At 59.7% G+C, this 26,149-nt stretch carries 22 protein-coding genes and 1 tRNA gene; 3 read left to right on the top strand and 20 right to left on the bottom strand.

Annotated elements, in window-relative coordinates; all coding sequences use genetic code 11:
- Window positions 1-31 precede the first annotated feature (31 nt).
- The 9 genes from AC50YL_RS12965 to AC50YL_RS13005 form a co-directional block, all read right to left on the bottom strand.
- Entirely contained in the window at window positions 32-868 is an 837-nt protein-coding gene (locus AC50YL_RS12965; RefSeq protein WP_494832418.1) for a carbohydrate ABC transporter permease, read from the bottom strand.
- Window positions 869-889: 21 nt separating this feature from the next.
- Window positions 890-1,771: a carbohydrate ABC transporter permease gene (locus AC50YL_RS12970; RefSeq protein ID WP_494832419.1), complete on the bottom strand. Its 882-nt coding sequence runs from the start codon at window positions 1,769-1,771 to the stop codon at window positions 890-892.
- 33 nt (window positions 1,772-1,804) lie between these two features.
- Window positions 1,805-3,154 (bottom strand): ABC transporter substrate-binding protein, encoded by a 1,350-nt coding sequence (locus AC50YL_RS12975; RefSeq protein WP_494832420.1) that lies wholly within the window; start codon window positions 3,152-3,154, stop codon window positions 1,805-1,807.
- A gap of 272 nt (window positions 3,155-3,426) precedes the next feature.
- The gene (locus AC50YL_RS12980; protein WP_494832421.1) at window positions 3,427-5,010 is read right to left on the bottom strand and encodes a response regulator; all 1,584 of its coding nucleotides are present in this window, start codon (window positions 5,008-5,010) and stop codon (window positions 3,427-3,429) included.
- The gene (locus tag AC50YL_RS12985) at window positions 5,003-6,811 is read right to left on the bottom strand and encodes a sensor histidine kinase (protein ID WP_494832422.1); all 1,809 of its coding nucleotides are present in this window, start codon (window positions 6,809-6,811) and stop codon (window positions 5,003-5,005) included. Before AC50YL_RS12985 ends, AC50YL_RS12980 begins: the two co-directional genes overlap by 8 nt.
- Window positions 6,812-7,069: 258 nt before the next feature.
- A tRNA-Leu gene (locus tag AC50YL_RS12990) sits at window positions 7,070-7,153 on the bottom strand.
- A gap of 145 nt (window positions 7,154-7,298) precedes the next feature.
- Entirely contained in the window at window positions 7,299-7,508 is a 210-nt protein-coding gene (locus tag AC50YL_RS12995) for a hypothetical protein (protein ID WP_494832423.1), read from the bottom strand.
- 148 nt (window positions 7,509-7,656) lie between these two features.
- Window positions 7,657-7,977, bottom strand: a complete 321-nt coding sequence (locus AC50YL_RS13000) for a hypothetical protein (protein WP_494832424.1) — start codon at window positions 7,975-7,977, stop codon at window positions 7,657-7,659.
- Between the two features lie 78 nt (window positions 7,978-8,055).
- Window positions 8,056-8,628, bottom strand: a complete 573-nt coding sequence (locus AC50YL_RS13005) for a xanthine phosphoribosyltransferase (RefSeq protein WP_494832425.1) — start codon at window positions 8,626-8,628, stop codon at window positions 8,056-8,058.
- A gap of 189 nt (window positions 8,629-8,817) precedes the next feature.
- On the opposite strand from AC50YL_RS13005, the gene AC50YL_RS13010 reads away from it, so the two are divergent.
- Complete coding sequence (locus AC50YL_RS13010; protein WP_494832427.1) at window positions 8,818-9,537, top strand: hypothetical protein; 720 nt, start codon at window positions 8,818-8,820, stop codon at window positions 9,535-9,537.
- Here the strand turns inward: AC50YL_RS13010 and AC50YL_RS13015 are convergent.
- The gene (locus tag AC50YL_RS13015) at window positions 9,517-10,803 is read right to left on the bottom strand and encodes an ArsB/NhaD family transporter (protein WP_494832428.1); all 1,287 of its coding nucleotides are present in this window, start codon (window positions 10,801-10,803) and stop codon (window positions 9,517-9,519) included. The two genes, AC50YL_RS13010 and AC50YL_RS13015, sit on opposite strands and share 21 nt — an antisense overlap.
- A gap of 115 nt (window positions 10,804-10,918) precedes the next feature.
- Between AC50YL_RS13015 and AC50YL_RS13020 the strand changes: the two genes are divergently transcribed.
- Complete coding sequence (locus AC50YL_RS13020; protein ID WP_494832429.1) at window positions 10,919-11,962, top strand: YkvI family membrane protein; 1,044 nt, start codon at window positions 10,919-10,921, stop codon at window positions 11,960-11,962.
- A 123-nt stretch (window positions 11,963-12,085) separates the two neighbouring features.
- Here AC50YL_RS13020 and AC50YL_RS13025 read toward each other — a convergent pair whose 3' ends face one another.
- Genes AC50YL_RS13025 through AC50YL_RS13035 form a run of 3 tightly spaced genes read right to left on the bottom strand, consistent with a single transcriptional unit; the run spans window position 12,086 to window position 17,927 of the window.
- Window positions 12,086-15,433, bottom strand: a complete 3,348-nt coding sequence (locus AC50YL_RS13025; RefSeq protein WP_494832430.1) for an AAA family ATPase — start codon at window positions 15,431-15,433, stop codon at window positions 12,086-12,088.
- Window positions 15,430-16,773 (bottom strand): metallophosphoesterase family protein, encoded by a 1,344-nt coding sequence (locus AC50YL_RS13030; RefSeq protein WP_494832431.1) that lies wholly within the window; start codon window positions 16,771-16,773, stop codon window positions 15,430-15,432. The genes AC50YL_RS13025 and AC50YL_RS13030 overlap by 4 nt, the downstream gene beginning before the upstream one ends.
- A gap of 2 nt (window positions 16,774-16,775) precedes the next feature.
- Window positions 16,776-17,927: a glycosyltransferase family 4 protein gene (locus tag AC50YL_RS13035; protein WP_494832432.1), complete on the bottom strand. Its 1,152-nt coding sequence runs from the start codon at window positions 17,925-17,927 to the stop codon at window positions 16,776-16,778.
- 147 nt (window positions 17,928-18,074) lie between these two features.
- Here AC50YL_RS13035 and AC50YL_RS13040 point away from each other — a divergent pair, with 147 nt between their 5' ends.
- Window positions 18,075-19,277, top strand: a complete 1,203-nt coding sequence (locus AC50YL_RS13040) for a GGDEF domain-containing protein (protein WP_494832433.1) — start codon at window positions 18,075-18,077, stop codon at window positions 19,275-19,277.
- Window positions 19,278-19,364: 87 nt separating this feature from the next.
- Here AC50YL_RS13040 and queC read toward each other — a convergent pair whose 3' ends face one another.
- The 7 genes from queC to AC50YL_RS13075 form a co-directional block, all read right to left on the bottom strand.
- On the bottom strand, window positions 19,365-20,063 hold the full coding sequence (queC, locus tag AC50YL_RS13045) for a 7-cyano-7-deazaguanine synthase QueC (RefSeq protein ID WP_494832434.1): 699 nt from the start codon (window positions 20,061-20,063) through the stop codon (window positions 19,365-19,367).
- A 1-nt stretch (window position 20,064) separates the two neighbouring features.
- Window positions 20,065-20,775, bottom strand: coding sequence for a 7-carboxy-7-deazaguanine synthase QueE (locus AC50YL_RS13050; RefSeq protein WP_494832435.1), 711 nt, complete (start codon window positions 20,773-20,775; stop codon window positions 20,065-20,067).
- Entirely contained in the window at window positions 20,765-21,247 is a 483-nt protein-coding gene (gene queD, locus AC50YL_RS13055; protein ID WP_494832437.1) for a 6-carboxytetrahydropterin synthase QueD, read from the bottom strand. Before queD ends, AC50YL_RS13050 begins: the two co-directional genes overlap by 11 nt.
- A 77-nt stretch (window positions 21,248-21,324) precedes the next feature.
- Window positions 21,325-22,128 carry a PhzF family phenazine biosynthesis protein gene (locus AC50YL_RS13060; RefSeq protein WP_494832439.1) on the bottom strand — a complete coding sequence of 268 codons (804 nt, stop codon included), beginning with the start codon at window positions 22,126-22,128 and terminating at the stop codon, window positions 21,325-21,327.
- A gap of 226 nt (window positions 22,129-22,354) precedes the next feature.
- Entirely contained in the window at window positions 22,355-23,236 is an 882-nt protein-coding gene (locus AC50YL_RS13065) for a carbohydrate ABC transporter permease (RefSeq protein ID WP_494832440.1), read from the bottom strand.
- Between the two features lie 18 nt (window positions 23,237-23,254).
- The gene (locus AC50YL_RS13070; protein WP_494832441.1) at window positions 23,255-24,160 is read right to left on the bottom strand and encodes an ABC transporter permease; all 906 of its coding nucleotides are present in this window, start codon (window positions 24,158-24,160) and stop codon (window positions 23,255-23,257) included.
- Window positions 24,161-24,205: 45 nt separating this feature from the next.
- Window positions 24,206-25,819, bottom strand: a complete 1,614-nt coding sequence (locus AC50YL_RS13075) for a type 2 periplasmic-binding domain-containing protein (RefSeq protein ID WP_494832443.1) — start codon at window positions 25,817-25,819, stop codon at window positions 24,206-24,208.
- Window positions 25,820-26,149: the final 330 nt, after the last annotated feature.

The following is a 26,149-nucleotide window of genomic DNA, read 5'->3' on the forward strand; positions in this document are numbered from 1 at the left end:
TAGACGGTTCGTTGTCCAAGCCGCCTGCCTCTTACCCTTTGACGGCCGAGCCGACCGTGAGCGCCCGCTCGACCTGATCGCTGAAGAACAAGAACATGATGACCATCGGCAGGCTGGCGATGGTCATCACGGCGCCCATCCCGCCCCAATCGGTGCTGTACTGCCCTTGGAAGAACAGCAGGCCGAGCGGCAGCGTCTTCATTGCTTCGTCGGAGATGAGGATGTACGCAAGCAGGAACTCGTTCCACGCGCCTAAAAATTGAAAGATCGCGATCGTCGCGACCGCCGGCCGCACGATCGGCACGATGATGCGGAAGAACGTCCTGTAAATGCTCGCCCCGTCCATGCACGCCGACTCCTCCAGCTCGACGGGAATGGTTCGCATGAAGCCGTAGAAGATCAGCGAGGAGAAAGGCAGGCCGAAGGCGATGTACGGCACGATCAGCGCCCCGTACGTGTTCGTCAGGTGAAAGTTTTTGACCAGTATGGCGAGCGGAATCATGATGACCTGCAGCGGGATGAACATCCCGATGATCATGTAGATGCGCGCGGCTTCCCGCAAGCGCCACTCCATTCTCGCCACCGTGTACGCGAACATGACCGACAGGAGCAGGATGCCGCAGGTGCTGATCGCCGAGACGACCAGCGAATTGACGAAATATCGGGGCACGTTGAATTGTTCCCAGGCGTTGACGTAATTCTCGAAATGCATGTGCAGCGGGATGCCGAACGGATTCGTGACGAAGATCTGGTCGTTGTTCTTGAGCGAATACGTGATCATCCAGAAAAGCGGATAGACGGAGACGAGAAAATAAATCCACAACAGGCCCTGCAGCAGGATGGAACCCGGTTTTATTCTGGTCAGCATGAGTGTGCCGTCTGCCCCCTTCTAATAGGTCATGCGTTCCTGACGGAACAACCGGTTGATGATGACGGTGGCAAGCAGGCTGATGGCGACCAGGAAAACGGATACCGCGCAGGCGTAGCCATATTCGAATTCGCTGAAGGCGTACCGGTAAATCATGTACGTCAGCGTGAAGTTCGTCGTCCCCGGACCGCCGCTCGTCATGATGAGCATCTGGACGAACGCGCCGATGCCTCCCGTAATGGCGACGATCAGACAGAACTTGAACGTCTCCGCCATCAGCGGAATCGTAATTCTGCGATGCGCGCCCCACTTCGTGCAGCCGTCGATGATCGCGGCCTCCACGTATTGCTCGGGTATCGATTTGATGCCGGCGTAGAGCAGGCTGAACTGATACCCCATGAACTGCCACGCGTTGACGAAGGCGATCGCGATGATCGAGACGGCGGGCGAGGTCAGCCAATTTTGCCGGTACGGGATGCCGACCAGCTCGAACAAGCGGTTGACCAGCCCGTTCGTCGGATCGTAGATGGCGATCCACAGCTGGCAGACGACGGTCACGGACAGCACGACCGGGATGAAATAGCCGACCTTGAGCACCTTGCGCCCTTTGATCTTCATATCCGCGCAGACCAAGGCCAGGATCGTGCCCAGCCCGATCTGAAAGACGACGAGCACGAGCGCGAATATCCCGCCGTTGCGAAGCGACGTGACGAGCAGCGGATCGCGGAACAGCTCGGCGTAGTTGCTCAGCCCGTTGAAGGTGCCCGCGCCGATGCCGTCCCATTCGAAGAAGCTGCGGTACAAGCTCTGTACCACCGGATAGGAGACGACGAGCGAATACAGCAGCAGCGCCGGCAAGGCGAACGCCGCAATCGCCCATTTATTGCCGAAATAATGTCTCATCGTTGCTCATTCCAATCCATGGGTTAGTCCTCGTTACTTGTTCTCGCTCGCCAGCACCCGATTCATGTTTTTGGCGAAGTCCTGGTCGCTGAAGCCTTTGACGATCAGGTTCTGGGTGTTGTCGTCGATGGCGGTGTTGATCTTGACGTTCTCGTTCAGCTTGGCGAAGTTCTTGACGTTCGGCAGCGTCTCGTCGATCAGTCGCTGCATCATGGCCGGCGGCTTGGCGACGACCGGCTTGTCGATCTTCACCGAGACGATCGGGTTGCCGAGCTGCGTATATTTGAATTCCGCGTATTTGCGCGCCAGGAACGCGGCGACTTCGATCGCGGTATCCTTGTTCTTGCTGGTCGGGGAGACGGAGAAGCCGCCGGGTTCGCCGGAGCCGTCCATGTTGAACTTGCTCGCTTCGTACGTCGCCTCGTCCTTGGCCGGCCAGTACATCCAATCGACGTCCGCGCCGAGGTTCTTATCCGCGCTGTAAATTTCCCACTGGCCGTTGACGAGCATCGCCGCCTTGCCTGTGTAGAACATCGACGACGCTTGGTCGTAGTTCGTGTTGGTGGCATTCGGATCGAACAGCCCCGCATCCTTCAGATCGTTGAACTGCTTCGCTGCCAGCTTGAACGCGTCGGGCAGCTCCTTGCCGGTCAACGCCGCGTAGCCCTGCGGCTCTTCTCTCGTCAACAGTCCTTTGAAGAAGGAATTGCCGATCCATTTTTCTTTGGAGAAGATCGCCAGCGGCACGATGCCCTTGGCCTTGAATTTCTGGATGGCATCCTTCCATTGATCGTACGTCTTGATCGGCGCCTCCACGCCCGCATCGGCGAAGATCTTCTTGTTGTAATACAGGATCTGGAATTCGATGCCGGCAAACGGGTAGGAGTACACATGGCCGTCCGGCGTAATCATGACCGGCTCGTTGCCGGGATTCAGGTCGCTCTTGAACTGCGCGGTCGGCGCCGCGTCGTCGAGCAGCTCGATGTTTTTCGAGGCCGCAAACGCTTTCATCGTCTTGTAATCGGCCTGGAAGATATCCGGCATGTTGCCCGAAGCGGCGTACGTGCGCAGCTTCTGGCCGTCGTCCTGCATCGAAGGGTCGAGCACCAGCTCGACGTTCGGCATCTCTTTCTTAAGCTCGGCTACCGCATAGTCGTATGGCTTCTTCGTGTCGTCGTCGAAATAAGCGGCGTAAATGCGCAGTTTCACCGGCTCTTCCGCTGCCGGGGCCGTTGCGCCGTCGTTCGTTGCCGATTCGGCCGGCTCGGGCGCAGTCGCCGCGTTGTTCGCGTTGTTCGCGTTTCCGCCGCCGCTGCTGCAGGCGGAGAGGATCAGCAGCGCCGCTGCCGTCGAAGCGAATACCGTGAAGCGTTGTTTTCTCAATACATTCCCCTTCTTTCTCCATGAAAAGCGAATTGAGCCGGGAGACTTTTTGCAAGCGATTACATCGGCTCGTTCCCATTATAAATTTCCGGCGCCGCCGAAGAGAATGTCATAACCGGGCCATATCCGCGCAAAACGGGCCAACGTCATTCGCGGCTTGGCGCGGCGGCGGCGCGGCTCGCCCGAGTCATCGCCGCCGACTGGCATGGCCGATTGGCAAGATAAGCGCATCGGTCGCGGCATCCGATTGCACACCGGCCGCCTGCTCGGGTTCAAGGCCTTTTCCGGTTCTCGTATTCGGTCGGCGAGACGCCGAAATGCTTCTTGAACCATTTGCTGAAGTAGCCTGCCTCGTTATAGCCGACCTGCTCCGCGATCACGGCCAGCTTCAGCTCTCCCCTGCCGATCAGCTCCTTAGCTCGCTGAATTCGCACGTAGGTTAAATAATCGGACACCGGCATGCCTCCTTCGCGCCTGAAGATTTTGCGCAAATAGCTCGAATCGATGTACAGCGCGCCGGCGATCGTCTCGACAGACAGTGCCGGATCGGCGAAGCGCTCGTGAATGATCCGTTTCGCCGCTTCGTACAACTTGACGGACTTCGAAGCGCGTTGGCCGAAGCTCGCCTCCATGACCCGCCGGTACAGCTCGGTCATCCACTCCCTGCACTGCCCGATGGTCGACAGCTGCCGCAGCTCGCGGTACGGCGCGAAGTCCGGACCCAGCACGTCGCCGATGACGACGCCCGATTCGATGGCGAACGACAAGATAAGCGACACCAGTCCCATCAGACCGGTCAGCGCGTTATCGACCGTCGTCGGCGCTTTGCCGAGATCGGCGAACGCTTGGTCGAGCCGCATCTCGACGCCGTCCCGATCCTTCATTCGCAGGCAGTAGATCAGATTTTCCTGCAGCTCCACCGAGAAGAATTCGAACCGCTCCGGGCTTTCGCCGAGCCGTTCGAACCAAATGACGCCGCCCTGTCCCGACGTCAGCTTGCCGCGAATCGCCATGAGCGCGTCGCGATAGGAGACGCTCAGCGCCATGAAATCCCTCGTCAAACGTCCGATCCCGACCGTGACCGTGAATTTGAAATGCCGCTCCACCATCTGCCCGAGCCGCGAGAAGGCCTGCCCGTCGAACTCCGCGCCGTCCGCGGCGTCGTCGAAGGCGACGATCGAGACCGCCCGTCCGTCGGCATCGCGAAACAGATGATGCGCGCCGCGAACGGTCAAGAGATCGCGGAGCAGATTGTCCAGCGTATGCTTCCACAGCGACTGCTCGGCGGCATCGCCAATGGCTTGCATGTTATCGATTTCCGTGACGGCCACGAGATAACAGCCCGGCGATTCCGGGATGCGGAACCGGGACATGGCGGCTTCGACGTCCTCCCGCTTCCTATCCGCGTCCCGGCTGATCAGCTTCAGCAGAAAGCTCTCTCGCAGCAGGTCGAACTGCATGCCGGTCCGGTCCGCGCGCGCCGCCTCCATGAAGCTCTTCACCTTGCCGAGGGTCACCTCGAACTCCTCCTCGTCGAAGGGCTTGAGCAAATAATCCTTCACGCCCATGCGGATGGCTCTGCGGGCGTACTCGAATTCATTGTGCCCGGTCACGAGCACGATCGAGATGTCCGGATAGCTCAGCTTCAACTGCTCGGACAACGCCAGCCCGTCCATGAAAGGCATGTTGATATCGACCAAGGCGATGTCCAGCCGGTGCGCCTTCGCCAGCTCCAACGCCTCCAGACCGTGACGGGCTTCGCATGCGACCGTCATGCCGAGCGCCGCCCAGTTGAATTTCGTCCGCAAATATTCCCGGAACAACGGCTCGTCGTCCACGATCATGACGTTATGCATGCCAATCCCTCCTTTGCCTCTCCAGCGGGAGCCGGATGCGAACTTCGGTGCCGCGTCCCTCCGCGCTGCTGATCGTCACGCCGTACTCCTCGCCGAAATACAGCCGAATCCGTTCATGCACGCTGTAGATCCCGAACGAGACGGGCTGCTCGCCGCCGGATTGCCGGTTCCATATCGCGCTCAGCTTGCTCTCCGTCATGCCGATGCCGTCGTCCGCGACGACGATCGTCACCGTCTGCTCGTCGCGGTAGCCGCCGATTCGCAGCGTACCGGGACACCCTTTCAACTTCAGCCCGTGGTAGATCGCATTTTCCGCGATCGGCTGGATCGACAGCTTGGGAATCATCGCCCGCAGCACGTCCGGCGGCAGTTCGACGCGGAAATCGAACACGTCCGGGTATCTGGTATGCTGAACGGTCAGATAATCGCGGGCATTCTTGATCTCCTCGCCGAGCGTGATCATTTCGCTGCCCTTGCTGAGCGCGACGCGATAGAAGTCGGCAAGCGATTTGGTCGTGTCCCGCGCCTCGCGGCTGCGGCCCATGTCGTTCAACAGGTAGATCAGATCGAGCGTATTGTACAGGAAATGCGGCTTGATCTGGGCATGAATCAGGGCCAGCTCGTACTCTTTCTTCCTCCGCTGCTCCTCCTCCACCCGCTGGAGCAGCTCCTTCATGCGCGAGATCATCGAATTGAACACGGACGCCAGCAGGCCGATCTCGTCCGCCGTCTCGCTTCGAACCGCCGCAGCCAGATCGACCTCCTTCACCCGCCGCATCGCCTTCGCCAGCTGCTGCAGCGGTCCGACGATCACGTGCGAGAGCAGGCCCGCGCCGATCAGCGCGAACACCAGGCAGATCGCGCCGATGAGGACCGTCATCCGGATATTTTTGCGAATATCCGCCGTAATCGCCGCCTGCGGCACGATATTGACCAGCTTCCAGCCGAGCTTTTCGTACGCCGCGCTCGTGACGAGATTCTCGCCCGACTGCGTGCGCAGCATGTCCGAGAACGACGGCTTCGATTGAATCAAGCCGCGCAGTCGTTCGTCCCGCATCGGCTGCAGAAGCTCCGATTTATCGGGGGAGGAAACGACCGTTCCTTGAGCGTCGATGATCATGAAATGCTCGCTGCCGCTTGCGCCCATTTTGTCGTAGACGGCGGAGATCGCGCTCTCCTTGATGTTGACGATAAGTATGCCGAGCGAGCGGCCGTACTTCAGATCGATGATCTGTTTGCCGATCGACAGCACCGGCACGTTCGGATCGGTGACAAGATACTGCCGCCGCTGCATCGGGAACCAATTGTTGACGCCATAGCTCGGCATTTCGTCGATCTTCGCGATCAGCCCGCTGCCGAAGACCTTGCGGTCCCCGTCTCTGGCGGGAAAATACGACGTATACAGCTGGCCGCGCGAATCGATGAAGGCGGCTGAATCGATATCGGGAAAATTAAGCAGATCGACGCTGAACTGCGCCTGCATTTGGATGCGCAGCTGATTCTCTTGAAACGGCGTCAAGGGAGCGGGGAAATTCTCGTAGATATGGTTGAAATCCTCCATCATCGTATTGGCGCTGCTTTCCGCGTTGCGGATCATCGAATCGATTCTGGTCAGGATCAAGGTCGATTCGTCCTGCACGTTTTCCTTCGTCATGGCGATCAGGGAATCGGTGAACAAGTGGCTGGTGAAGTAGCCCAGCGCGAACAGCGGAATAAGGATGAGCGGTATGTAGACGACGATGATTTTGTTGCGGATCAGCAAACGGCGAAAAGGAAGCGCCAGCAGCGACCACAGCTTCATTCTCGAATCTCCTCCCTGCGATTGCGATCGTTTTCGGTGAAGGACGAGCATGGGACAGCGCTTACATTACATATGCTTCTTGTCTGGGTTGCCGTGCTGAAATCGTTACCAGAATGGAACGAACCGAGGAACGGGACTCGACTTTATTGCTCAACGTTTGGGGAGGATGCCTGCCAGAATCGCAAGCGCGGCAGATATGAAAAAAAGCTCCCTACCTGCCGGAATATGCAGATCGGAAGCTTGTTGTTGATGAGGATATGCGGTCGAGAGGACTCGAACCTCCACGGCTGTTACACCACTAGAACCTGAATCTAGCGCGTCTGCCAATTCCGCCACGACCGCATCTGGCAGATCGACCGCGGCTAAGCCGCAATCACGTTTTTTATAGTAGCATCCAGCCGCCATCTAAGTCAAGACAAGCCGCAAAGTTCAAATTTTCAAACAATAGCGTACGATCGCGCGAACCGAATCGGCGGTCCCGCGGCCGCTAGACTTCGCTCCGCGGCGCGGTGACCGGCTCATAGACGTAGCTGCGGCTTAATTTCACCACTCTGCGGCTCCGTTTGCGAATCACGACGCTTTCCGCGTCCCAGGCGACGACGATCCCGAGCACGTCGTTCGTTTCGATATTGTCGCGGACGACGCGAAGCGGCGTGCCTTCGATCCGATAGCGATCCAGTTGTTCATCCGTAATCATGCGTCTTCCCGCCCTTTTCTTCCTGAATTCCGGCCTTGCGTAGACTGCCGGTTCCGCATTCCGTACGCAGCCCGGCTTGCCCCCGCATGTTTAAAGAACCTCAATCCCGCGGCTTGCGCAGGCATTGAGGTTCCCGTTCGTTTCCGATTTAGCTGACGTGTTCCTTGGAATCGTTCGTTTCGTACCATTCGTCCAGCACGCGGGAAGACATCACGCGAGTTGTAATGTAATCCGCCTGCTTCTCCGTGAATTGGCCCTTCCAGTCAATCTCGATCTCTTCCGACAGTTTGACGATCGTCAAAAGCTCCGACCAAGCGACGTAGCGCTTATACCAGAAAAACTGGGGATGTTCGATCATATAAGGATACAAGTCATCAAACTCCGTATGCTTACAATCGAGCGCACGTTCAAAATGGTTTTTCGCGTCCGACAACTTGGTCAATAAATACTCAGCTGATAGATTAGCCATATTTTGTGCCTCCCCCATCCGTACTTATGAACATTATAAGTCAAAACGCGTGACTCGGAAAGATGCTGATTATGGAACCTAGGTTTCGAAGCGGATTTTGCCGCCTTCGAGCGAAGCGATCCTCGCAAGCGATTCCACCCGGATGCCCTGTTCGCGGATCGTCCGCGCGCCGGCCTGGAACGATTTCTCCACGACGATGCCGAGACCGGCCAGCTTCGCGCCGGAACGGTCGATGATTTTGATCAGGCCCCGCGCCGCATCCCCGTTGGCGATAATATCGTCGATGAAGAGCACCGTATCCTGCTCCGTTAGAAATTGACGGGAAACCATGATGTCCGTTACGATGCCTTTGGTAAACGAAGGGACGCGTTCGGAATACGAATCCGGATCGGCGATCAGCGTCTTCTTGCGGCGCGCGAACACGAGCGGAACGTTCAGCGCCATGGCGGTCGCGAACGCGACCGGAATGCCGGACGATTCGACGGTGATGACTTTCGTGATTGGCGTCTCGGCGAACAGGCGCGCGAATTCCTTGCCCATCTCCAGCGTTAACTGCGGATCGACCTGATGATTGAGCAGCGCATCCAGCTTCAGCACATCTTGATTGATAACCGTCGCTTCGCGCAGAATGCGTTCTTTTAACAGTTCCATTCGCGTTCCCTCCACCAAAAATCTTTTTCCGTTAAAGTTACCATATGGCAGGGGATTCACGCAACCGATGGCGTTTAAAAATAACGCGAATCGCGCCGCCGGCTGCAACTTTTTTCCAACCGCTGCGTCTACTATATAACAAAGTCCTTACAAAATCATTCCACTGCCTAAGCAGGAGGTTATCTCGTCATGAAAACGCTTCAGGCTAAACATGTCGCGATCGCGGCGGCTGCCGTGCTGTTGGCCATCGCCGTTACGGGCTGCCGGCTGGATTATGCCGGTCCGGCCGGACGCGATGCCGCCGCCGGCGATGCTGCCGCGCAAGCGCATAACCCTGACGTCCGATCGGACAGCCCTCAGAAAACCTATGATACGAAAGACGGCTCCGTCGTTCCGGTAACGGACAACCTTCCGGATACCGGCATTAACGCCGCGACCACCGATGCCACCACGGAATCCTCGGGCGGCAAACCCGGCAAACCCTCCCCGCCGGCGGTCAAAGCCGAGGATGCTTGGCATCCCGAATCGCCCAAGCTGCTCGGGATCGGGATCGGCGACGCCCGATCGGCGGCCGTCAAGAAGCTCGGCAAGCCGAACGACACCTACGCGCTCGACGACGGGGACGGCAAATTGACGGTCGAGGAATACGCGGCTTTCGCGCTCGGCTACACCTCCGCCGGTGCGGTGAAGTTCGTGGAAGTGTTCGACAAGACGGCGGCTGCCGGCTTGGGCGGACTTCGCATCGGCGATAACGAAGCGGACGCCGTCAAGAAGCTCGGTAAACCGGACACGCATACGTCCAGCGTGCTTGCCTACGAAGCGAAAGGCGCATTGCTGAAGCTCGATCTCGACCCGCGGAACAGCCGGATTCTCTCGATCAAGCTCTTCTCAGCCGACGACCAGCCATAAGGTCAACAAGGCGCAAAACAAGATCGGCAGCGTAAGCACCATTCCGTACTTGGCATATTCCCGCCAGGACATATCGATGCCGCCCTTACGCAGCAGCTGCAGCCAAAGCAGCGTCGCAAGGGAACCGATCGGCGTCAGCTTGGCCCCCACCGAGGTGCCGAGCAGACTGGCGTACGGCAAGTAATGCGGACCTCCGGATTCCTGAATGGCCAGCGAAGACACCAGCACGGCCGGTAAATTATTGACCCCCGCGCTCAGCAGCGAGAACAACGCCCCCGATCCGAGAATGCCCGCGAACGAACCGCTGTCCGTCATCGGCTCCAGCGCGCGCGGAAACCAATCAACGGCGCCATGCAGGTACAGGCTGTACACGATCAGGTTCATCGACAACGCGAACACGACGATGGACCACGGCGTTCGCCGAATGGTCGCGCGAATGTTTCCCATCCCCGAAGCCATGCTCGCCGCCCACTGAACGGCCGCTCCGCCAAGCGCGATGAACGCCACCGGAATCCCCAGTCTCCCCGAAAATAAGTACCCCGCCATCATGAAGCCGACGATGAGCCACGACAGCCGGAACAGCTTCCGGTCCGAGACCGCCGAGGCCGGCTCCGGAAAGGCATGCGGCGCTTCAAGCCGGTTTTCCTCCGAACGAATGCTTCTGCCGAAGTACCCTGCCGTGACCGCGATCGTCGCGACGATGGCCGCGAGACCCGGGAGCAGCATCGTGCGCGCGTAATCCTCGAATGACAGATCGAAGAAATCCGCGGTCAAAATATTCGTCAAATTGCTCATCATGAGCGGCGCGCTCGCGGTATCCGCCATCAAGCCGACGCCGAGCAGGAACGCGATCTTCGCCTTGCGCGTCAGCCGCAGCAGCGCGGTAACCTCCAGCACGATCGGAATCATGATCAGAATCGTGCCGTCGTTATTGAAGAAAACCGTGATGCCCGCCGCAAGCGCGCATAAGCCGATCAACAGCCGCAGCTGCCGGTCGTGAAACCGCCGCACGATATGGAGCGCCGCCCAGCGGAAGAAGCCGTTCGCGTCCAGGAGCGACGTAAACAGCATGATGCCGATAAGCGAGAAGGTGGCATCCCAGACGAAATGCCAGATGTAGGCCGCATCGCCGGGCACCAGCAGGCGCGCGGCGAACAGCAGCGCCGCACCGGTCAAGGCGGTCAGCGCTTCGTGAAGCCCTTTCGGCTTCCATATGATCAGCGCAAGCGAAACCGTAAAGACGCCGATGGCCAAAACCATAGCCATAAGATAAGATCAACTGCTTTCCTCGGATAATGGATATGGATATTAGTCATGCCTGTCCCCGCTCGGACATACCCTTAAAATAGGCCGTCCACGAAAGGCAGGTAATGAATGAAAGATGAAACGGATCAATAAAGTCATGCAAATCGCATTTACGTATATGGGAACGGTCGTCGGCGCGGGGTTCGCGACGGGGCAGGAGATCCTGCAATTTTTTACCCGTTTCGGCGTAATGGGCGCATTGACGATCCTGCTGGCCACGATCATGTTCGTATGGCTCGGCACGAAGATGATGCTGATCTCGAACGACGTGAAGGCCAAATCGTACGAGGATGTCAATCAGGTGCTGTTCGGCGAACGCTTCGGGCGCTGGATCAGCCATTTCATGCAAATTATCCTGTTCGGCGTGTGCGCGGTCATGCTCGCCGGGGCGGGCGCGATCTTCTCGGAAAACTGGAATATCTCGTATCAATCCGGATTGCTGCTGACGATCGCCGGCTGCTTCCTGCTGCTGCGCAAGGGCATGAACGCGATCTTGACCGTCAATTCGATCGTCGTGCCGGTCATGCTGCTGTTCACGGTGCTGATCATCATCGATACGGTCCATACGCCGGGATCGGCCCGCTGGATGGTGCTGTCGAGCGATTTCTCGCCGTTCGCGGTATGGGCTTCCCCGTTCCTGTACGCCGCCTTCAACCTGGCCATGGCGCAGGCCGTTCTCGTACCGCTCGGAGGCGAGATCGAAGACCGCAAAGCGATCGTCTACGGCTCGTGGGTCGGCGGCATCGGCATCGGCTTCATGCTGATCGCCGGCCATATCGCGCTGTCGGTCTACATGCCCGGCATCCAGCAGTTCGCCATCCCGATGGGCGGGATCGCCCGCGAGCTCGGGCACGGCATCCAGTGGATCTATATTTTTCTGATCTTCGCCGAGATCTTCACCACGCTGATCGCGGACGTTTACGGGCTCACGCTGCAATTGCAGAAGCGCGTGAAGCTGTCCCGCACGCTGCTCACCATTCTCACGCTCGGCGCCTGCTACATCGCGAGCCAGATCGGCTTCGGGCCGCTGCTCTCCACGCTCTATCCGATTTTCGGCTTGATCAGCCTGGGCTGGCTGATCCTGCTCATCCGCCATAAGCCCCCGATCCGAAGCCGATAAAACGCTCGCTCGGCGGCGGATCTTGAGCCGGCGTAGTTTTCTTGCAATAACGAGTGGAATGATTCGTCCTGAACGGAATTATCCATGCAAATAGCACAATCAAGCATATAGTTCATGCAGCCATCAGCCGGAAAGCCGGATCAGCCGCGCGCCCGGTACGCGCTCCAGCAGCAGATCCTTCGTATGGGCATGGCAGGTGAAGAACACGATCTGGCGGCGTTCCGCCAGCTCCTTCAGCACGCCCGCCGCCGCTTGCAGCCGGCCGTAATCGAAATTGACCAACGGATCGTCGAGAAGCAGCGGAAGCGAATGCGAGGCGGCGGCTTCGTCCGCAAGCGCGAACCGCATCGCCAGATAGAGCTGCTCCGCCGTTCCCCGGCTCAGAAAACCGCTCTCCACGATGCGGCCGTCGTGCGTTTCCAGCGCGACCTTCCGCTCTCCTTCCGGCATGGAGATCCGTTTGTACCGTCCCTCGGACAGCAGGCTCATCAGCCTCGACGCTTCGCGCAGCACGCCGGGCTGGCGCTGTTCCTCCATGATCCGCTTCGTCCGCTTGATCATCGTCAATCCGATCGACAGCACCGCGTACCTGCCAATCAACTCCTCCAAGGCGGCGGCGGTTTGTTCGCGTTCGCCGATCAAGCGCTGCCTGTCCCGGTCCCGGAGCAGCTGCTCCAATCGCTGCCGTTTCCTTCCGAGCTTCTCCAACAAACCGGCGCGCGCCTGTTCGGCCTGCGTCCATTCCCGCTGCGCATCCGCACGCATTCCGCGCAGCGCGGCTTCGTCCATGCCGGCGTACCAGCTCTCCAGACGGGCCTGATCCGTCTCCGACAGTCCGGCGCTCAGCAGCGCGTTCAGGCGGAACAGCTCCTGTTCGATCTCCGCCAGCCGTTCCGATCGTTCCAGCGCGTTCAGCCAGGCCAGTTCGCCTTCGGCCTTGCCCGCCGCGAACCAATGCTCCTGCTGCGTCGCCAGCTCCGACAGCGTATGATCGAGCCTGTTCCTGCGTATGGCGAGCTCGCCCTGCTTCTTCTGCTGCTCTTCCCGCTCCGCGCGAACGGCAGCCTGTCTGTCGGCTTCCGCCTGCAGCAGCCGCAATGCGGTGACGGCGTCGCCGCCATCGCGGAACGCGAGCTCGGGAAACGCGTCCGCAAGCGCGCCGACCGACCGTTCGAACGCGGCGATGCCGTTTCGCAGCCGCGCGGCCTTGTCCGCCGCGCGGTCATGCGCTTGGACGCGAAGCTGCGCCTGTTCGGCGAGATCGAGCGTCTCCATGGCCGCTTCCGGCGACAGCGCCGGCGGGAGCGTCCGTTCCGTCAGCCAGTCGCGCCAGCCGGCCGCGACGGCATCGGCCGCTTGCGCCGCGACCTCCGCCGCGGCGCCGGCGGCTTGTTCCTGCGCGCGCAGACGGGCATGCGCGTGCGCGAGCTCTCCGCGGCGCGCGGCAAGGCTCGCCTGCGCGCGGAGCTCGTCCTGGCGCGCGTCGATCGCGGCGCGCAGCCGCGCGAGCAGCTCCGCCGGGCCGACGGCGGCGGGCACAGCGCCGCGCCGCGGCAGCCCGTGGCTCGCCGCGGCGGCTTCGCGCGGCGCCGCAGCCGCGTCCGCGCTGCCCGCGGCGCGCCGACGCTCGCCAGCGCGCGCCAGCAGCGGCAGCGCGGCGCCCGGCGCGGCGACGAGCGCGCCGAGCGCCGCGAGCACGCGCTGCTCCGCGGCCGCGGCGTGCCCGGCCGCCGCCGGCGGCTCGGCGCGGGAACGGCCGCGGCGGACCTCGCGGCCGGATTCGCGCCGCCGCGCGAGCCGCAGCAGCGCCGGCGCGGCCAGCGCGGCCGCGGCGGCGCCTGCCGCGGCCGCGGCGGCGGGCATGCCTGCGGCCGCGAGCGCCGCCGCGCCGGCGGCCAAGACCCCGGCGGCCGCCCAATAACCGGCGCCGCCGCCAAAGCCGGCGCCTCGGCTGCGCGCTGCCGGCGCCGCCGCCTCGGCCTCGTGGCGCTCGCGCAGCTCCGCGAGCTCCAGCTCCCGCCAGGCGTCCTCGAACTGGCGCGCGGCATAGCGCAGCGCGTCCGCCGTCGCCGGCAGCAGACGGAAAATCTCCGCCAGCGCTTCGCCGCCGGCTTGCGAATGCCATTCGCGCTCTGCCGAGGCTCGTCCGGCTGAACCGGCCGGAGCCCCGTCACCCGCTTCCGATTCCGGATCCGCCAACTGCCGGGCCGCTTCCCGTTCGCGCTCCGCCGCCGCGCGATGCGCGGCCTCGGCCAAATGCAGCGCCTTCTCCGCTTCCTGCAGCGCCGTCCGATGGACGCGGATCGCCTCCCGGTCGGCGACGCCGGCATGGAAGACGCGCAGCGAAGCTTCCGTCCATGCCGGCGAGATGCGCCGCAGCAGCCTTCTCGCCGCTTCGGCATGCTCGCCGGCCTCCGCCTCCAACTCGATGACGGATTGGCGGGCGGCCGCGGTCTGCTCCGCGGACAGCATCAGCGTCTCGATATCCGTCTTGCGGGCAAGCAGCGCTTGATCGGCGTGCAGCCGTTCGATCCGGCCGTCCAGCACGGCGGCGAGCTCGTCCGCCTCGCGAAGCTCTTCGCGGACGCGCCTCAGCTCGGCCGCCAGCGCTTCCCAGCGGCCTCGGGCATCCCCCGCCAAGCGCGGAACATCCCTCAGCCCTTCCAGCTCCTGCAGCAGCGCGAGCCGCGACAGCCAGGTCGGCCGGATATCGACTGCCCGTGCCAGCAGTTCCGTCGTCTCGCGAAGCGGACCCCGCTTTCGCTCCGCTTCGGCGAGTTCGTCCTCCGCCGCTTCGATCGCGGACGTAAGCCCGTTGAATTCGGCGATCCCGTCCTCCAGCCCGCGAAGCTCGTCCTCCGTCTCGTCCAGCGCCTTCAACAGCTTGCTTATCTGCTGATTGCTGCCCCGCGGCTTGAACAGCTCGTCCATGCCGCCCTGGAGCTGCTTCTCCGCGCCGACGATCGCGCTTCCGCCGTTCCAGCCGGCATGATACAGCTGCTTGCCCAGCTCGTCCCCTTCCAGCATCCCGATCGCCTGCAGCTCCGTCAGCGTGATGGCGAACAGCTCGCGGAAGACCCGCTCTCCTATGCCGCCGAGATACATTCGCTCCCATTGCGGCTGCGTAAGCGTTTCTCCGCGTTCGCCGACATCCCCGTGTGCCCCGTCTTCGGCGATGCGCCTGACCAGCACCTTGCCCGAGGCGTTTCCGAATCTCTCCATGACATGCGAACGGCCTGATTCGTCGTCGAAGAACAACCGTCCGCCGTGACGGCCTCCGTTCACCGGCTCCAGGCGCTCCGTCAAGCTCCCTTTATTGGCGAATCCGAACAACATGGTGCGGATGAACCCGAGCATGGTGCTCTTTCCGGCTTCGTTGGGCCCGTAGACGACCGTGAACGGCGCGTCCAAATCGCAGGCGAAATCGCTCAGCTTGCCGAAGCCTTCCGCATGCAACTTCCTTAGTCTCATCTGCCGTCCCCTCCCTGGCCCTGATTGCCTCCGAGGCGCGCGCCCGGCTCGGACGCGAGCAAGCCGACAGCCAGCTCCCTGCCCTGGGCATACCAATCCGCGGCCTTTCTGTCTATCGCCGCCCGGGTCAGCTTGCGCAGTTTGGCATGGCCGAGCAGCGGCTGAAGCGCTTCGTCCAGCAGTTCCTTGAATGACGCCTCATGGTTCCCGGCTTCCGCGCTCTCCCGGATCAACTCGCCGACGAAGCTGTCTTCCTCCGCCAGCGCGTCCAGATTCAGATCCGCCCCCGTCGCGGCTTCGATGCCGGATATCCAGCACCAAGCGCCGTCCGGGCTTCCCGCCCCCGACTGCCAGCCGTTCTCGGCCATTCGTTCCCGCAGGCCCTCGAGCAATTCCCGAAGCAGTCCGGGATCGCCCAATCCGTCATGCAGAGAACCTCTGCCGATCAGCGTGAAGCGCGCCATGAGCGATCGCCCTTCGCAGCCGGCGGCCGCTTCCGACGCCGCTGCTTCCATGGCGTTCAGCAGCGCCTGCTCCGAAGCGATCCCGTCGATCGACGTGCGCAGATGCGCCCAGCGAATCGTATCGAGCGGCATGAATTCAAGCTCCGTTTCGTGGGAAGCCGACACGTCGACGACGTAGCAGCCTTTCGGGCCCATTTCCTTGGCGTGCCTGCCCTGCGTGTTGCCCGCGTAGACGACATGCGGGTACCTGTTCAATACCGCACGTTGATGAATATGCCCAAGCGCCCAATAGTGAAAGCCTCCGCCGACCAGCTCGTCCAGCCGGCAGGGCGCGTACGGGTCATGGCCGTCGTTCCCGTCCACGTTCCCGTGCAGCAGCGCGATTTCGTAGCTTCCATCCAGTCTCGCCCGATACCCCGCCGCCAGATTCTCGGTCACCGACCGCGACCCGTACGAGATGCCCGTTATGTAAGCCGCCAGCTCTCCTTGCTTCGTATACGCCGGCACCTGCTCGACGCGGTCGGCCCCGAAGAAATGAACGCCGTCCGGCCAGTTCAGCTTCGCCCGCTGGCCCGAGAGCGGGTCGTGATTGCCATGAATGACAAAGAGCCGCACGCCACCGGCATGCAGCCTCCGCCATTCTTTTTGCAGGGCCAGCTGCGCGCGCAGCGAACGGTCCGCCGAATCGTACAGATCGCCGGCGATCACGACAAAATCAGCCTGCTCCGCGAGTGCCGTATCGACAAGATGCCCGGCCGCCCGAAAGGTCGCTTCCTGAAGCGCTTCGCGCACATGGGAAGGCACCTCCGCCAGTCCCCGGAACGGGCTGTCGACATGGAGATCCGCGGCGTGAATAAACCGAAATTTAACGCCCATGCTTACTCTCCCTGCTCCGGCAGGACCGGGTTCGGGTTGATTTCCGTATAGACCTGCCTCAGCTGCGCGATAACCCGCTGCAGGGAATAGACCTTCTTCGCTTTGTTCCACGCCGCGCGGGCCATGTTGTACCGGTAGTCCTGATCGGACACGACCTTCTCCAGCGCGTTGCAGAGCGCGGTCGGATTCTCGGGCTCGACCAGCAGGCCGTTCACGCCGTCGTCGATCTGCTCGGAGATCCCGCCGACGTTCGTGCCGACCAGCGCCAGCCAGCACAGCGCCGCCTCGGCGAAGACGGAGCCGAATGCCTCCGCACGAGAGGGCAGCACGAACACGTCGAAGAACGGCATGAACTCCTCGGGATGCAGCATGTAACCGTAGAAGATAATGTCGTCGTACAGGTTCAGATCCAGCGCCAGCTGTTCCAGTTCCTGACGGCTCGGCCCGTCTCCGATAATATGAAGCACGAAATTATGGCCCCGCGCTTTGAGTTCCGCGCAGGCGCGGAGCAGCACATCCAGCCCTTTCGCGGGCACCAGCCGGCAGACCGTGATCAGCTGCACGACCGCGTTCTCGTGGGAGATCGGCTTGAAGCGCTTCTCGTCGAAGCCGTTCGGAATGACTTGAATCCGGTCCGCGTCGTTCACGTACGGACGAAGATACGCCCGAAACGACTCCGAAGGCGTCAGAATCCGGTCCGTTTTGGCTTCCAGCTCCTTGTAAACGGCGGTCAGGAACCGATGCTCCATGCCGCCTTCGACGATTCTGCCGTTCAGGATCAGCTCCCGCTCGAAGCTGGAATGGATCGTCATCACGAGCGGCGTATCCGGATACAACTGTTTCATGACCAGCGCGGATATCGGATGATGCGCGTGGATGACGTCGTAGCTCTTCTTGATGCGAAGCTTCGTCCACCAGACGTAGTCGCGGTAGGTTTGCAGATATTTATCGATGATGGGATTGCCCTCGTAATTCGCGATGTCGAAGGTCTCGAAAGATACGGGTTCCTGTCCCTTGCCTCTGACCCGTCTCGGCAATGAAAACAATTCCATCGGCCAGCCGAGTTTATTGAACCGCTCTTGAATGTAAGGAACCATGGAGGACACGCCGCCCGGCTGCTCCGGGGGGAAAAAAAGTGCCTGCAATATATTCATGTCAAGCCCTCCCAAACGACTGCATTTTGCTTCTCGACTCGCAAAAATCATGATATACTAGAACATATGTTTCTGTAAAGCTCATGAAAAGACGGCTTTCGGCCGATATCAACCATGTGCATACTCTCATCCTAGGTGGTTGAAAACATGACGTTCATTCATTGGCTTGCCGGCCTATCCGGCCAAATCTTCGCATCCGCCTGTTCGATGACCATCCTCGTCCTGATGCTGTTCATGGCGGTCAAGCTGTACAAGAGCTACCGCAGGAATCGCACGTATCTGCTTCTGATCGCCGTGCTTGCGGTCGTGCTGCTCCAGAGCGCCGCGGTGCTTTACGTCGCCTGCTCCGAGCGGACCGCGGCTCCGTATTGGCAGCTCGCGCGCGCCTTCCTCGATCTGCTTACGTTTATTATTATAAACTTTGTGTTCATGAAATTATATACCGGCCCGGCGGCCAAATTGAAAGGCTTTCCGTTCCTGCTCATGTTCGCCGGCCTTGCGCTCGTCACCGCGGGTCAAGTGGCCTTCACGCCGTCCATCGCGGAGCATGCCGCCGCTGCGGCGCATATCGATTTTCTGGCGCTCGACTTCTACGGCCTGATCCTGAATTTCATTATCCTGCTCAATCTGCGCGGCATCGACCAGCGGTTCAGCTATTCCGCGAGCCTGATCGTCTACTTCACGGCTCAGATTGCCGATTTGGCCGACAATTACGTCTTTCATGGCAAAGTGCCGATGCTTGTCATCCTGGGCCATCTGCTGCCGGTTGTCTATTATACGCTCTTGTTCCTGCTCTTGTTCGAATGGGTGCTGGAGCGGCTGCTGATGACGTTCCAGTCCTCGATCACGGACGGTCTGACCAGCCTCTACAACCGCCGCCATTTCACGAAGAAAGCCGAACAGCTCCTTCGGGAGACGAAACGGATCGCGATCATCTTCTGCGACATCGACAATTTCAAGAAACTGAACGATACGCAGGGCCATCATAAGGCCGACGGCGTGCTGAAGCAGGTGGCGGATATCCTGCGCGAAGAAACCGCCGGCATCGGCACGGCCGGGCGATACGGGGGCGAAGAACTGCTCGGACTCGTGGCCGCGCCGGGCGTGAAGCCGGAGGTCGTGGCCGAGACGATCCGCAGCCGCGTGGAGAAGGAAACGATGGTGACCGTCAGCGTCGGCGTCAGCGCGACGCGCGAAGGCTCCTCCATCGCCGAGGTCGTCAGCCAAGCCGACGAAGCGATGTACCAGTCCAAGACGACGGGCAAGAACAAGGTGTCGCTCCACGCGTCCATGCGCACGCGGTCGCGCACGACGGAAGGTGCTCCCGCGAAGCAGAACAAGCAGGCCTGAGGGCCTGCCGCATCCGCCTCCGGGGCATAATAAAAGACAGTTTCAGCCAGGCGTCGTTGCCGGTTGAAACTGTCTTTTTTATCTTGCTTATCGCTGTTTATAAGGAATCGGATCCGTCAAGCCCGCTTCGGCGAAGCCCTTCAGCCGCAGGCGGCAGCTGTCGCATTCGCCGCATGCTTCCGCTTCCCCGTTATAGCAGGACGTCGTAAGGTGATACGGCACTTCCATCCGCATCCCTTCCGCCACGATGCCTGCTTTCGTCAAGTAGATAAGCGGCGTTTCGATCGAGATCGGCTTGCCTTCGACGCCGACCTTCGTCGCCAGGGCCATGACTTCCTGCACCTTGGCGATGAATTCGGGCCGGCAGTCGGGATATCCGCTGTAGTCCAGGGCATTCACGCCGATGTAGATCGCTTCCGCGCCGACCGTTTCCGCGTAGGATGTCGCGATCGACAAGAACAGCAGATTGCGGCCTGGCACGTAGGTGACGGGAATTTCGCCCGGCTCGCCCTGCACCGGCTCCTCGCCCGTCTTGGGGACGTCGATCGCGTCGTCCGTCAGCGCGCTGCCGCCGAACTCGCGCAGGAATCCGAGCTTCACCACCTTATGCCGCTCGCCCGTGCCGTAATATTCGGCGACGGCGCGCGCGTTCTCCAGCTCGATCACATGGCGCTGGCCGTAGTCGAACGAGAGGGGATACAATTCATAACCCGCTTCCTTCGCATACCCCATGCAAGTCGTACTGTCCAAACCGCCGCTCAAAATAATGACCGCTTTTTTCGTCAACTCAAACACCTCTCTTGGCCGGATCCCAAATGATTTTGTGCAGCTGCATGTTCAGCTTGACCCCCGTCAAGCCCGCAGCCAGCATTTTCTCGACAAGCCTTGCCGGCGGCATGCTCTCCCATACCGGACTGAACAGCGCGAGCGCCTCGGTCGGATACTCGGCGAGCACCTTCACGGCATAATCGAAATCCGCATCGCTCGCGATGACGAACTTTACCTCGTCCTGCGGCCGCAACAGCGCGAAATTCGCGTGCAGCATCGCTTCGTTCTCGCCGGAATCCGGCAGCTTGTAATCCATGATGTAACGCGCCTTCGGCGAATGGATGTCGCGCAGGAACGGCGCCAGGTCGATCGCGCCGTTCGTTTCCACGTGCACGTCCTTGATGCGGCCGATGCCGCAGAGCGCTTCCAGCAAGGCGGCGGAGCGGCTGCCGTACAGCAGCGGCTCGCCGCCCGTCATGCAAATGTGCTCCGCTTTGTATTTCTCTTCGACCTGCGCCGCGATCTCTTCCACCGTCATCGTGAATTCCGCTTCGGCCGGCGGATAGCTGTACTTCGTGTCGCACCAGACGCAGCGCAGATTGCAGCCGAACAAACGTACAAAAACGGTCGGAAACCCGGCACGCGTGCCTTCGCCTTCGACCGTTTCGAAAATTTCCACCATGGGCAACCGAATGGAACGCGGTTGCGGGTCCTTCAGGTCAGCCGGCATGCTCGTCCGCCTCCATGAATGCCCGCGTGACCGCCGCATAACTGGTCGGCGTCTCCCACAAGCGGATTTCTTCGATGCGCACGTTGGGATAATGGCCTTCTTCGACCAGCGCGGCATGAATCTGCTCGTACATCCAAACGACCATGTTTTCCGCCGTCGTGTTCATCGGCGGCAGCACCTCGTTCAAATAACGATGGTCCAGCTTATCGATGACCCGCTCCTTGGCGATTCGTTTCATATCGGCAAAATCGATCGTCAGTCCGCGCGAATCGGTCGTTCCGGACAAAATCGTTTGAAGCTTATACGTATGGCCGTGGAGGCTCTTGCATTTCCCGTCGTAAAGATGCAAATGATGCGCGCTGTCAAAAGTAAACTCCTTGGAAACGAGCACCCGCCGGTTATGATAGCGAAGCTGATGCGCTTCGATATCCGTGCCGAACTGCTGGATCTGCTTCGGAATCTCGTACGTCACGTTTCACACCTTCCTCCATATGCAACTGCAATTTACGATTATAGCATAATGTCATGACGGTATCTAGCGGTATCTTGCTATACCCATAATTGACCGGTCATGACGGTCACGGCTTGCCCGGTCATGAATACCCGTTCGCCCCGTACGGAGATGCGAAGCGCTCCGCCTCTAGCCGAGGCTTGGTAGGCGCTCAATTCGTCCTTTCGCAGCCGCCGCTGCCAATAAGGCGCCAGCGCGCAGTGGGCCGATCCGGTGACGGGATCCTCATTGACGCCGCTTGCCGGATAGAAAGCGCGGGACACGAAGTCATAGGACGGCTCCGAACCCGACCGGCCGCGGCTCGTCACGATGACCCCGCGCGCGTCCGCTCGTGCTAGCAAGCCGAAGTCGGGCCGAAGCGTGCGGACCGTCTCCTCGCTGTCGACCTCCACGAGATAATCCATGCGATTGCGCCCGGTGAAGCGCGGAATGAGGCCCAGTCCTTGAATCAGTTCCTCCGGCGCCGTGACCGGCTCGGCGATTTCCGCCGGGAAATCCAGCCTGATGCCGTCCTCCGTCTTAGCTGCGGCCAGAAAGCCGCTCAGCGTATGAAACCGTGCCTCCCGATCAACCGCCAATAAACCGTTCGTCCATAAATAATGGGCGCTTGCGAGCGTCGCGTGCCCGCACAGCTCCACCTCCTGCGTCGGCGTAAACCAGCGCAGCCCGTATCCGTCCTCGCCATTGCCGCGCAGGAATGCCGTCTCCGACAAATTCATCTCCGCGGCGACCTGCTGCATCCATGCGGCGTCCCGTTCCTCCTCCAGCAAACACACCGCCGCCGGATTGCCGCGAAACGGCGCGGATGCGAACGCATCGATGATCGCGATCGCTGTCGACATCTTGCACTCCTCCTTGGTCTTCGTCCGGTTTCATGCGTTTATTCTATCTCTATTATATCTTCTTCTATTGTATCATCTTCTGCTCTAACTTACAGAATGCCGCGGCGCTTACCTACCTTTCTGCCCGCAAAAAAAAGCCAAGAGAGACCCGGGACAAGCCCGAGGCTCTCTTGACTGACACGGTAATGACCGCGCCGGATCCGTTCGCTTCCGTCGTGCCTTGCGGTTAACCTTTCACGCTTCCGAGCCGGATGCCCGTTACGAAATACTTCTGCAGGTACGGATAGACCATCAGCACCGGGATGACCGCGACGATCATCTGCGCGGACTTGATCGACCTGTCGTTCAATTTGGCCAGCCGCTTCGCCTCTTCCGGCGACATCGTATTGAAGTCGAATTTGATGACCATCGACTGCAGGTACGTTTGCAGCGGATAATGGCTGACCTTCATATAGATCATCCCGTCAAACCAGGCGTTCCAGTGGCCGACGATGCTGAACAGCGTAATCGTCGCGATCGCCGGGAGCGAGATCGGCACGTAGATCTGCCACAGCGTCCGCCAATGTCCCGCCCCGTCGATGAAGGCCGCGTCCTCCAGCTCCGACGGCACTTCCCGGAAGAAGTTCAGCAGCAGCACGATATTGAATACGCCGACGGCGCCGGGCAGGACCAGCGACCACACCGAATCCAGCATATGAAGCTCTTTGATGAGGATGTAATTCGGAATAAGGCCGCCGTTGAACAGCATCGTGAAGAAGAAAATCCAGACGTACAGCGTGCGCATCCGCAGCTTGTCTCCCGTCTTCGACAGCGGGTAGGCCAGCATGATGACGAGTAGGACGTTCAAGGTCGCGCCGATCGCCACGCGTTCCAGCGTAATGCCGAAGGCATGCCAGAACGCATCGCGCTGCAGGACATACCGGTACGGATCAAGCGTGAAGTTTACGGGCCACAGCTTGACGAGCCCTCCCATGACGGCCGCCTTGTCGCTGAAGGACAAAGACAGAATATGAATGAACGGGACCAGGCAGACGATGCAGGTCAAGGCGAGTACGATCAGATTGAAAACGTTGAAGATCCGGGTTCCGACGGTTGCTTTCGCATGCATGCCCTTCACCCCTTTCCCTTAAAAGAATCGATACTTGAACAGTTTGTACGCGAGATAGTACGATACCGTGATCAGCACGAAGGACACGCCCGACTTCATGAGTCCGACCCCGGCCGAAATACTGTACTGCGATTGCAATAACCCCAGGCGGTAGATCATCGTGTCGATAATATCGCCGGACTGGTAAACTTGCGGGCTGTACAGGTTAAAGATCTGATCGAAGCCGGCATCGAAAATATTGCCCAGACTGAGCACCATCAAGAGCACGATGATCATCCTCATGCCCGGCAGGGTGACGTGCCAGGTCTGCTTCCAGCGGTTCGCCCCGTCCACGGCCGCAGCCTCGTACAACGTCGTATCGATGCTGGTAATGGCCGCCAAATAGATGACGCTGTTGAAGCCGAAGTTTTTCCAAACATCCGAAGCGACCATCGTGAACGGAAACCAGCTGTTCTCGCCGAGGAAGTAAACCGGGCCGAGTCCGACCCAGGACAGCATGACGTTCACGAGTCCCGTCGAGGGGGACAGGATATCGATCATGATCCCGCTAAGAATGATCCAGGACAGAAAATAAGGAAAATAGATGATCGTCTGGGTAACGCGCTTGAACATCACCCGTTTCACTTCGTTGAGCAGCAGGGCGAACACGATCGGCACGACCATGCCGAGAACGATTTTCATCACGGCGATCAGAAACGTGTTCCCGATGACCCTCCAGATGTTGGGCATGGCGAAGATCGTGTGGAAATTATCCAAGCCCAGCCACCTTTGATCCCCGAACAACCCTTTTACCGGGTTGAATTGCTGGAATGCGATCATGATGCCCATCATGGGAACATAGGCGAAGATCAGCAGCAACACGAGACCCGGAAGCAGCATCAGATGCAGCGGAAGCTCCCGCCGGTTTCCGTATCGTTTGAACATGGGCGTTCCCTCCTTTCTTCTTGATCGCGGCAAGCGAATCGCTTCTTATTGCGGCGCGTTGACCTCTTCGACGACTTGCTTGCCGCCAAGCTTGTTCCAATTGTCCACGAACTTATCGAAGCCGCTGTCCACGTCTTCCTTGCCCTGGATGATGGAGGTCATCGTCGTCGCTTCCATCTCGACCATCGAGCTCCAGCTGCTGACCATCGTCGGCGTCGGCGCCCCGCTGAACGCGCTCCACAAGATGCTGTCCGGATAGGTTTGATCGACGTAGGCGAACGGCGTATCCGTCGGTCCGAACATCATGGACATGCCCACGACGCCGTCCTGCATGGACTTGTAGAAGCCCTTCGCGACGCCTTGCAATTGATCCGTCGTGTTGTCCGCCAGCGCTTTCTTGATGTCTTGGTGGCCGACAAGGTCGAGCGAAGGCATCAGCGTATGGACGGGACCGATGTTCCAGATGGAATCGATATCCCCGTCCGACCAGAACTTATCGAATTGGTTCGTCTCGCCGAACATCGAGTCCACGTACAGGTTCAGCATCTCGACGACCAGCTCCGGATGCTTGAAGTTCTTGTTCACGACCAGATAACCGTCCGTGGCGTTTTCGAGCGGAATATGCACGGCATTGCCGCCTTCGCTCGGCAGCGGCACCGCGACCCACTTCGCGTTCTTATCGATGTCCGAGGTCTTCTCCACGCTGTAGGCGAGCCAGTGCGGGCCATAGAACATGCCCAGTTTCCCGGAAACCGCGCTTTCCATTTCCTTCGTCTCGTCCTTGGTGCCGAATTCTTTGTCCAATAGTCCTTCCTTGTACATCCTGGCGAGCATTTCCAGCGGCTGCTTCATCTCCGGCAGCACCGTTCCGTATTCGGCTTTGCCGGCGGCGTCCTTGGTCCAGAAATCCGGATAAGCGCCGTAGCCCCAGAACAGTCCCCGGGAAGAATAGAGCACGTCTTTGTTGATGCCGAGACCGATCGTATCCGCCTTGCCGTTGCCGTCGGGATCCTGCTTGGCGAACGCCGTCGCGATGTCGTATACGTCGTCCATCGTCTTGGGACGCTCCAGATTCAGCTTCTTCAGCCAATCCTCGCGGATCCACAAATGGCTGTAGCCGTTCGTGGAAGGCATTTTCTGCGGGATGCCGTAGATTTTGCCGCCGAACGTCACGGGGTCGAAAATGCTCTTGGTCTCGGCTTCGATGATGCTTTTGAGGAGCGGAGACGCGTACTTATCGTAAATCGGGCCCATTTCATAGATCGCTCCGCCTTCGGCTAGCTGCTTCAAATCCGTTTTGTCGTTGACCGGAAACACGTCCGGCAGATCGCCCGACGTGATCGCGAGCTTTAATTTCGTATTGTAATCGGCGAATTGGGACATCAATTTGTAATGCGTCACGACGTCCAGTTTTTCTTTATATAATCTGGTCCACCGGTTATCTTCCCAGGTTTCCCCCGTCTTCTTCGTCAAGTTCGCCATGAACTCCGCGTTCGGATCCGCGCCGCTCCCGAATTGAATATCGATCGGGCCTTCGGTTGCGGACGGATCGTTGGAAACGTTCGTATTCGCCGTATTGCCGTTGTCGTTCCCGCAGGCCGCCGTCCCAAGAATGAGCGTCGCGGCCAGAAGCGTTGCCGCTGCATGCTTCTTGCGCATTGTGATTACCCCTTTTCCCACATGAAATTTGTTGGATTACCGCTGCGTACAGCCATTCGTTCAATCCGTTTGACAGCGCTGTCAAAATAGAACCGATTCGTTGATTAGCCCCCCGCTCGCCCCCTCGAACTTGTGAATGGGATAAGCATACACCATTGTTTTTCAATATACAATAAGTATACAATTAAAATACTATCGAATTTTTTAAAATATTTTTCGACAACGATATCATCGAAATAGTCATATTTATACTTGATTTTATCTTAAATATTTTGTATACAATAGGTATCCAAATACAATTCATTTCCGTACCTATACGCTGTCAATTGA

This window comes from Paenibacillus sp. J22P277, from assembly GCF_059383675.1.

Excerpts from the sequence above, each read along its gene's own strand:
- AC50YL_RS12965 (WP_494832418.1), bottom strand. The coding sequence starts at position 868 with ATGCTGACCAGAATAAAACCGGGTTCCATCCTGCTGCAGGGCCTGTTG.
- AC50YL_RS12970 (WP_494832419.1), bottom strand. The coding sequence starts at position 1,771 with ATGAGACATTATTTCGGCAATAAATGGGCGATTGCGGCGTTCGCCTTG.
- AC50YL_RS12980 (WP_494832421.1), bottom strand. The coding sequence starts at position 5,010 with ATGCATAACGTCATGATCGTGGACGACGAGCCGTTGTTCCGGGAATAT.
- AC50YL_RS12985 (WP_494832422.1), bottom strand. The coding sequence starts at position 6,811 with ATGAAGCTGTGGTCGCTGCTGGCGCTTCCTTTTCGCCGTTTGCTGATC.
- AC50YL_RS12995 (WP_494832423.1), bottom strand. The coding sequence starts at position 7,508 with ATGATTACGGATGAACAACTGGATCGCTATCGGATCGAAGGCACGCCG.
- AC50YL_RS13000 (WP_494832424.1), bottom strand. The coding sequence starts at position 7,977 with ATGGCTAATCTATCAGCTGAGTATTTATTGACCAAGTTGTCGGACGCG.
- AC50YL_RS13005 (WP_494832425.1), bottom strand. The coding sequence starts at position 8,628 with ATGGAACTGTTAAAAGAACGCATTCTGCGCGAAGCGACGGTTATCAAT.
- AC50YL_RS13010 (WP_494832427.1), top strand. The coding sequence starts at position 8,818 with ATGAAAACGCTTCAGGCTAAACATGTCGCGATCGCGGCGGCTGCCGTG.
- AC50YL_RS13015 (WP_494832428.1), bottom strand. The coding sequence starts at position 10,803 with ATGGCTATGGTTTTGGCCATCGGCGTCTTTACGGTTTCGCTTGCGCTG.
- AC50YL_RS13020 (WP_494832429.1), top strand. The coding sequence starts at position 10,919 with ATGAAACGGATCAATAAAGTCATGCAAATCGCATTTACGTATATGGGA.
- AC50YL_RS13025 (WP_494832430.1), bottom strand. The coding sequence starts at position 15,433 with ATGAGACTAAGGAAGTTGCATGCGGAAGGCTTCGGCAAGCTGAGCGAT.
- AC50YL_RS13030 (WP_494832431.1), bottom strand. The coding sequence starts at position 16,773 with ATGGGCGTTAAATTTCGGTTTATTCACGCCGCGGATCTCCATGTCGAC.
- AC50YL_RS13035 (WP_494832432.1), bottom strand. The coding sequence starts at position 17,927 with ATGAATATATTGCAGGCACTTTTTTTCCCCCCGGAGCAGCCGGGCGGC.
- AC50YL_RS13040 (WP_494832433.1), top strand. The coding sequence starts at position 18,075 with ATGACGTTCATTCATTGGCTTGCCGGCCTATCCGGCCAAATCTTCGCA.
- AC50YL_RS13050 (WP_494832435.1), bottom strand. The coding sequence starts at position 20,775 with ATGCCGGCTGACCTGAAGGACCCGCAACCGCGTTCCATTCGGTTGCCC.
- AC50YL_RS13060 (WP_494832439.1), bottom strand. The coding sequence starts at position 22,128 with ATGTCGACAGCGATCGCGATCATCGATGCGTTCGCATCCGCGCCGTTT.
- AC50YL_RS13065 (WP_494832440.1), bottom strand. The coding sequence starts at position 23,236 with ATGCATGCGAAAGCAACCGTCGGAACCCGGATCTTCAACGTTTTCAAT.
- AC50YL_RS13070 (WP_494832441.1), bottom strand. The coding sequence starts at position 24,160 with ATGTTCAAACGATACGGAAACCGGCGGGAGCTTCCGCTGCATCTGATG.
- AC50YL_RS13075 (WP_494832443.1), bottom strand. The coding sequence starts at position 25,819 with ATGCGCAAGAAGCATGCAGCGGCAACGCTTCTGGCCGCGACGCTCATT.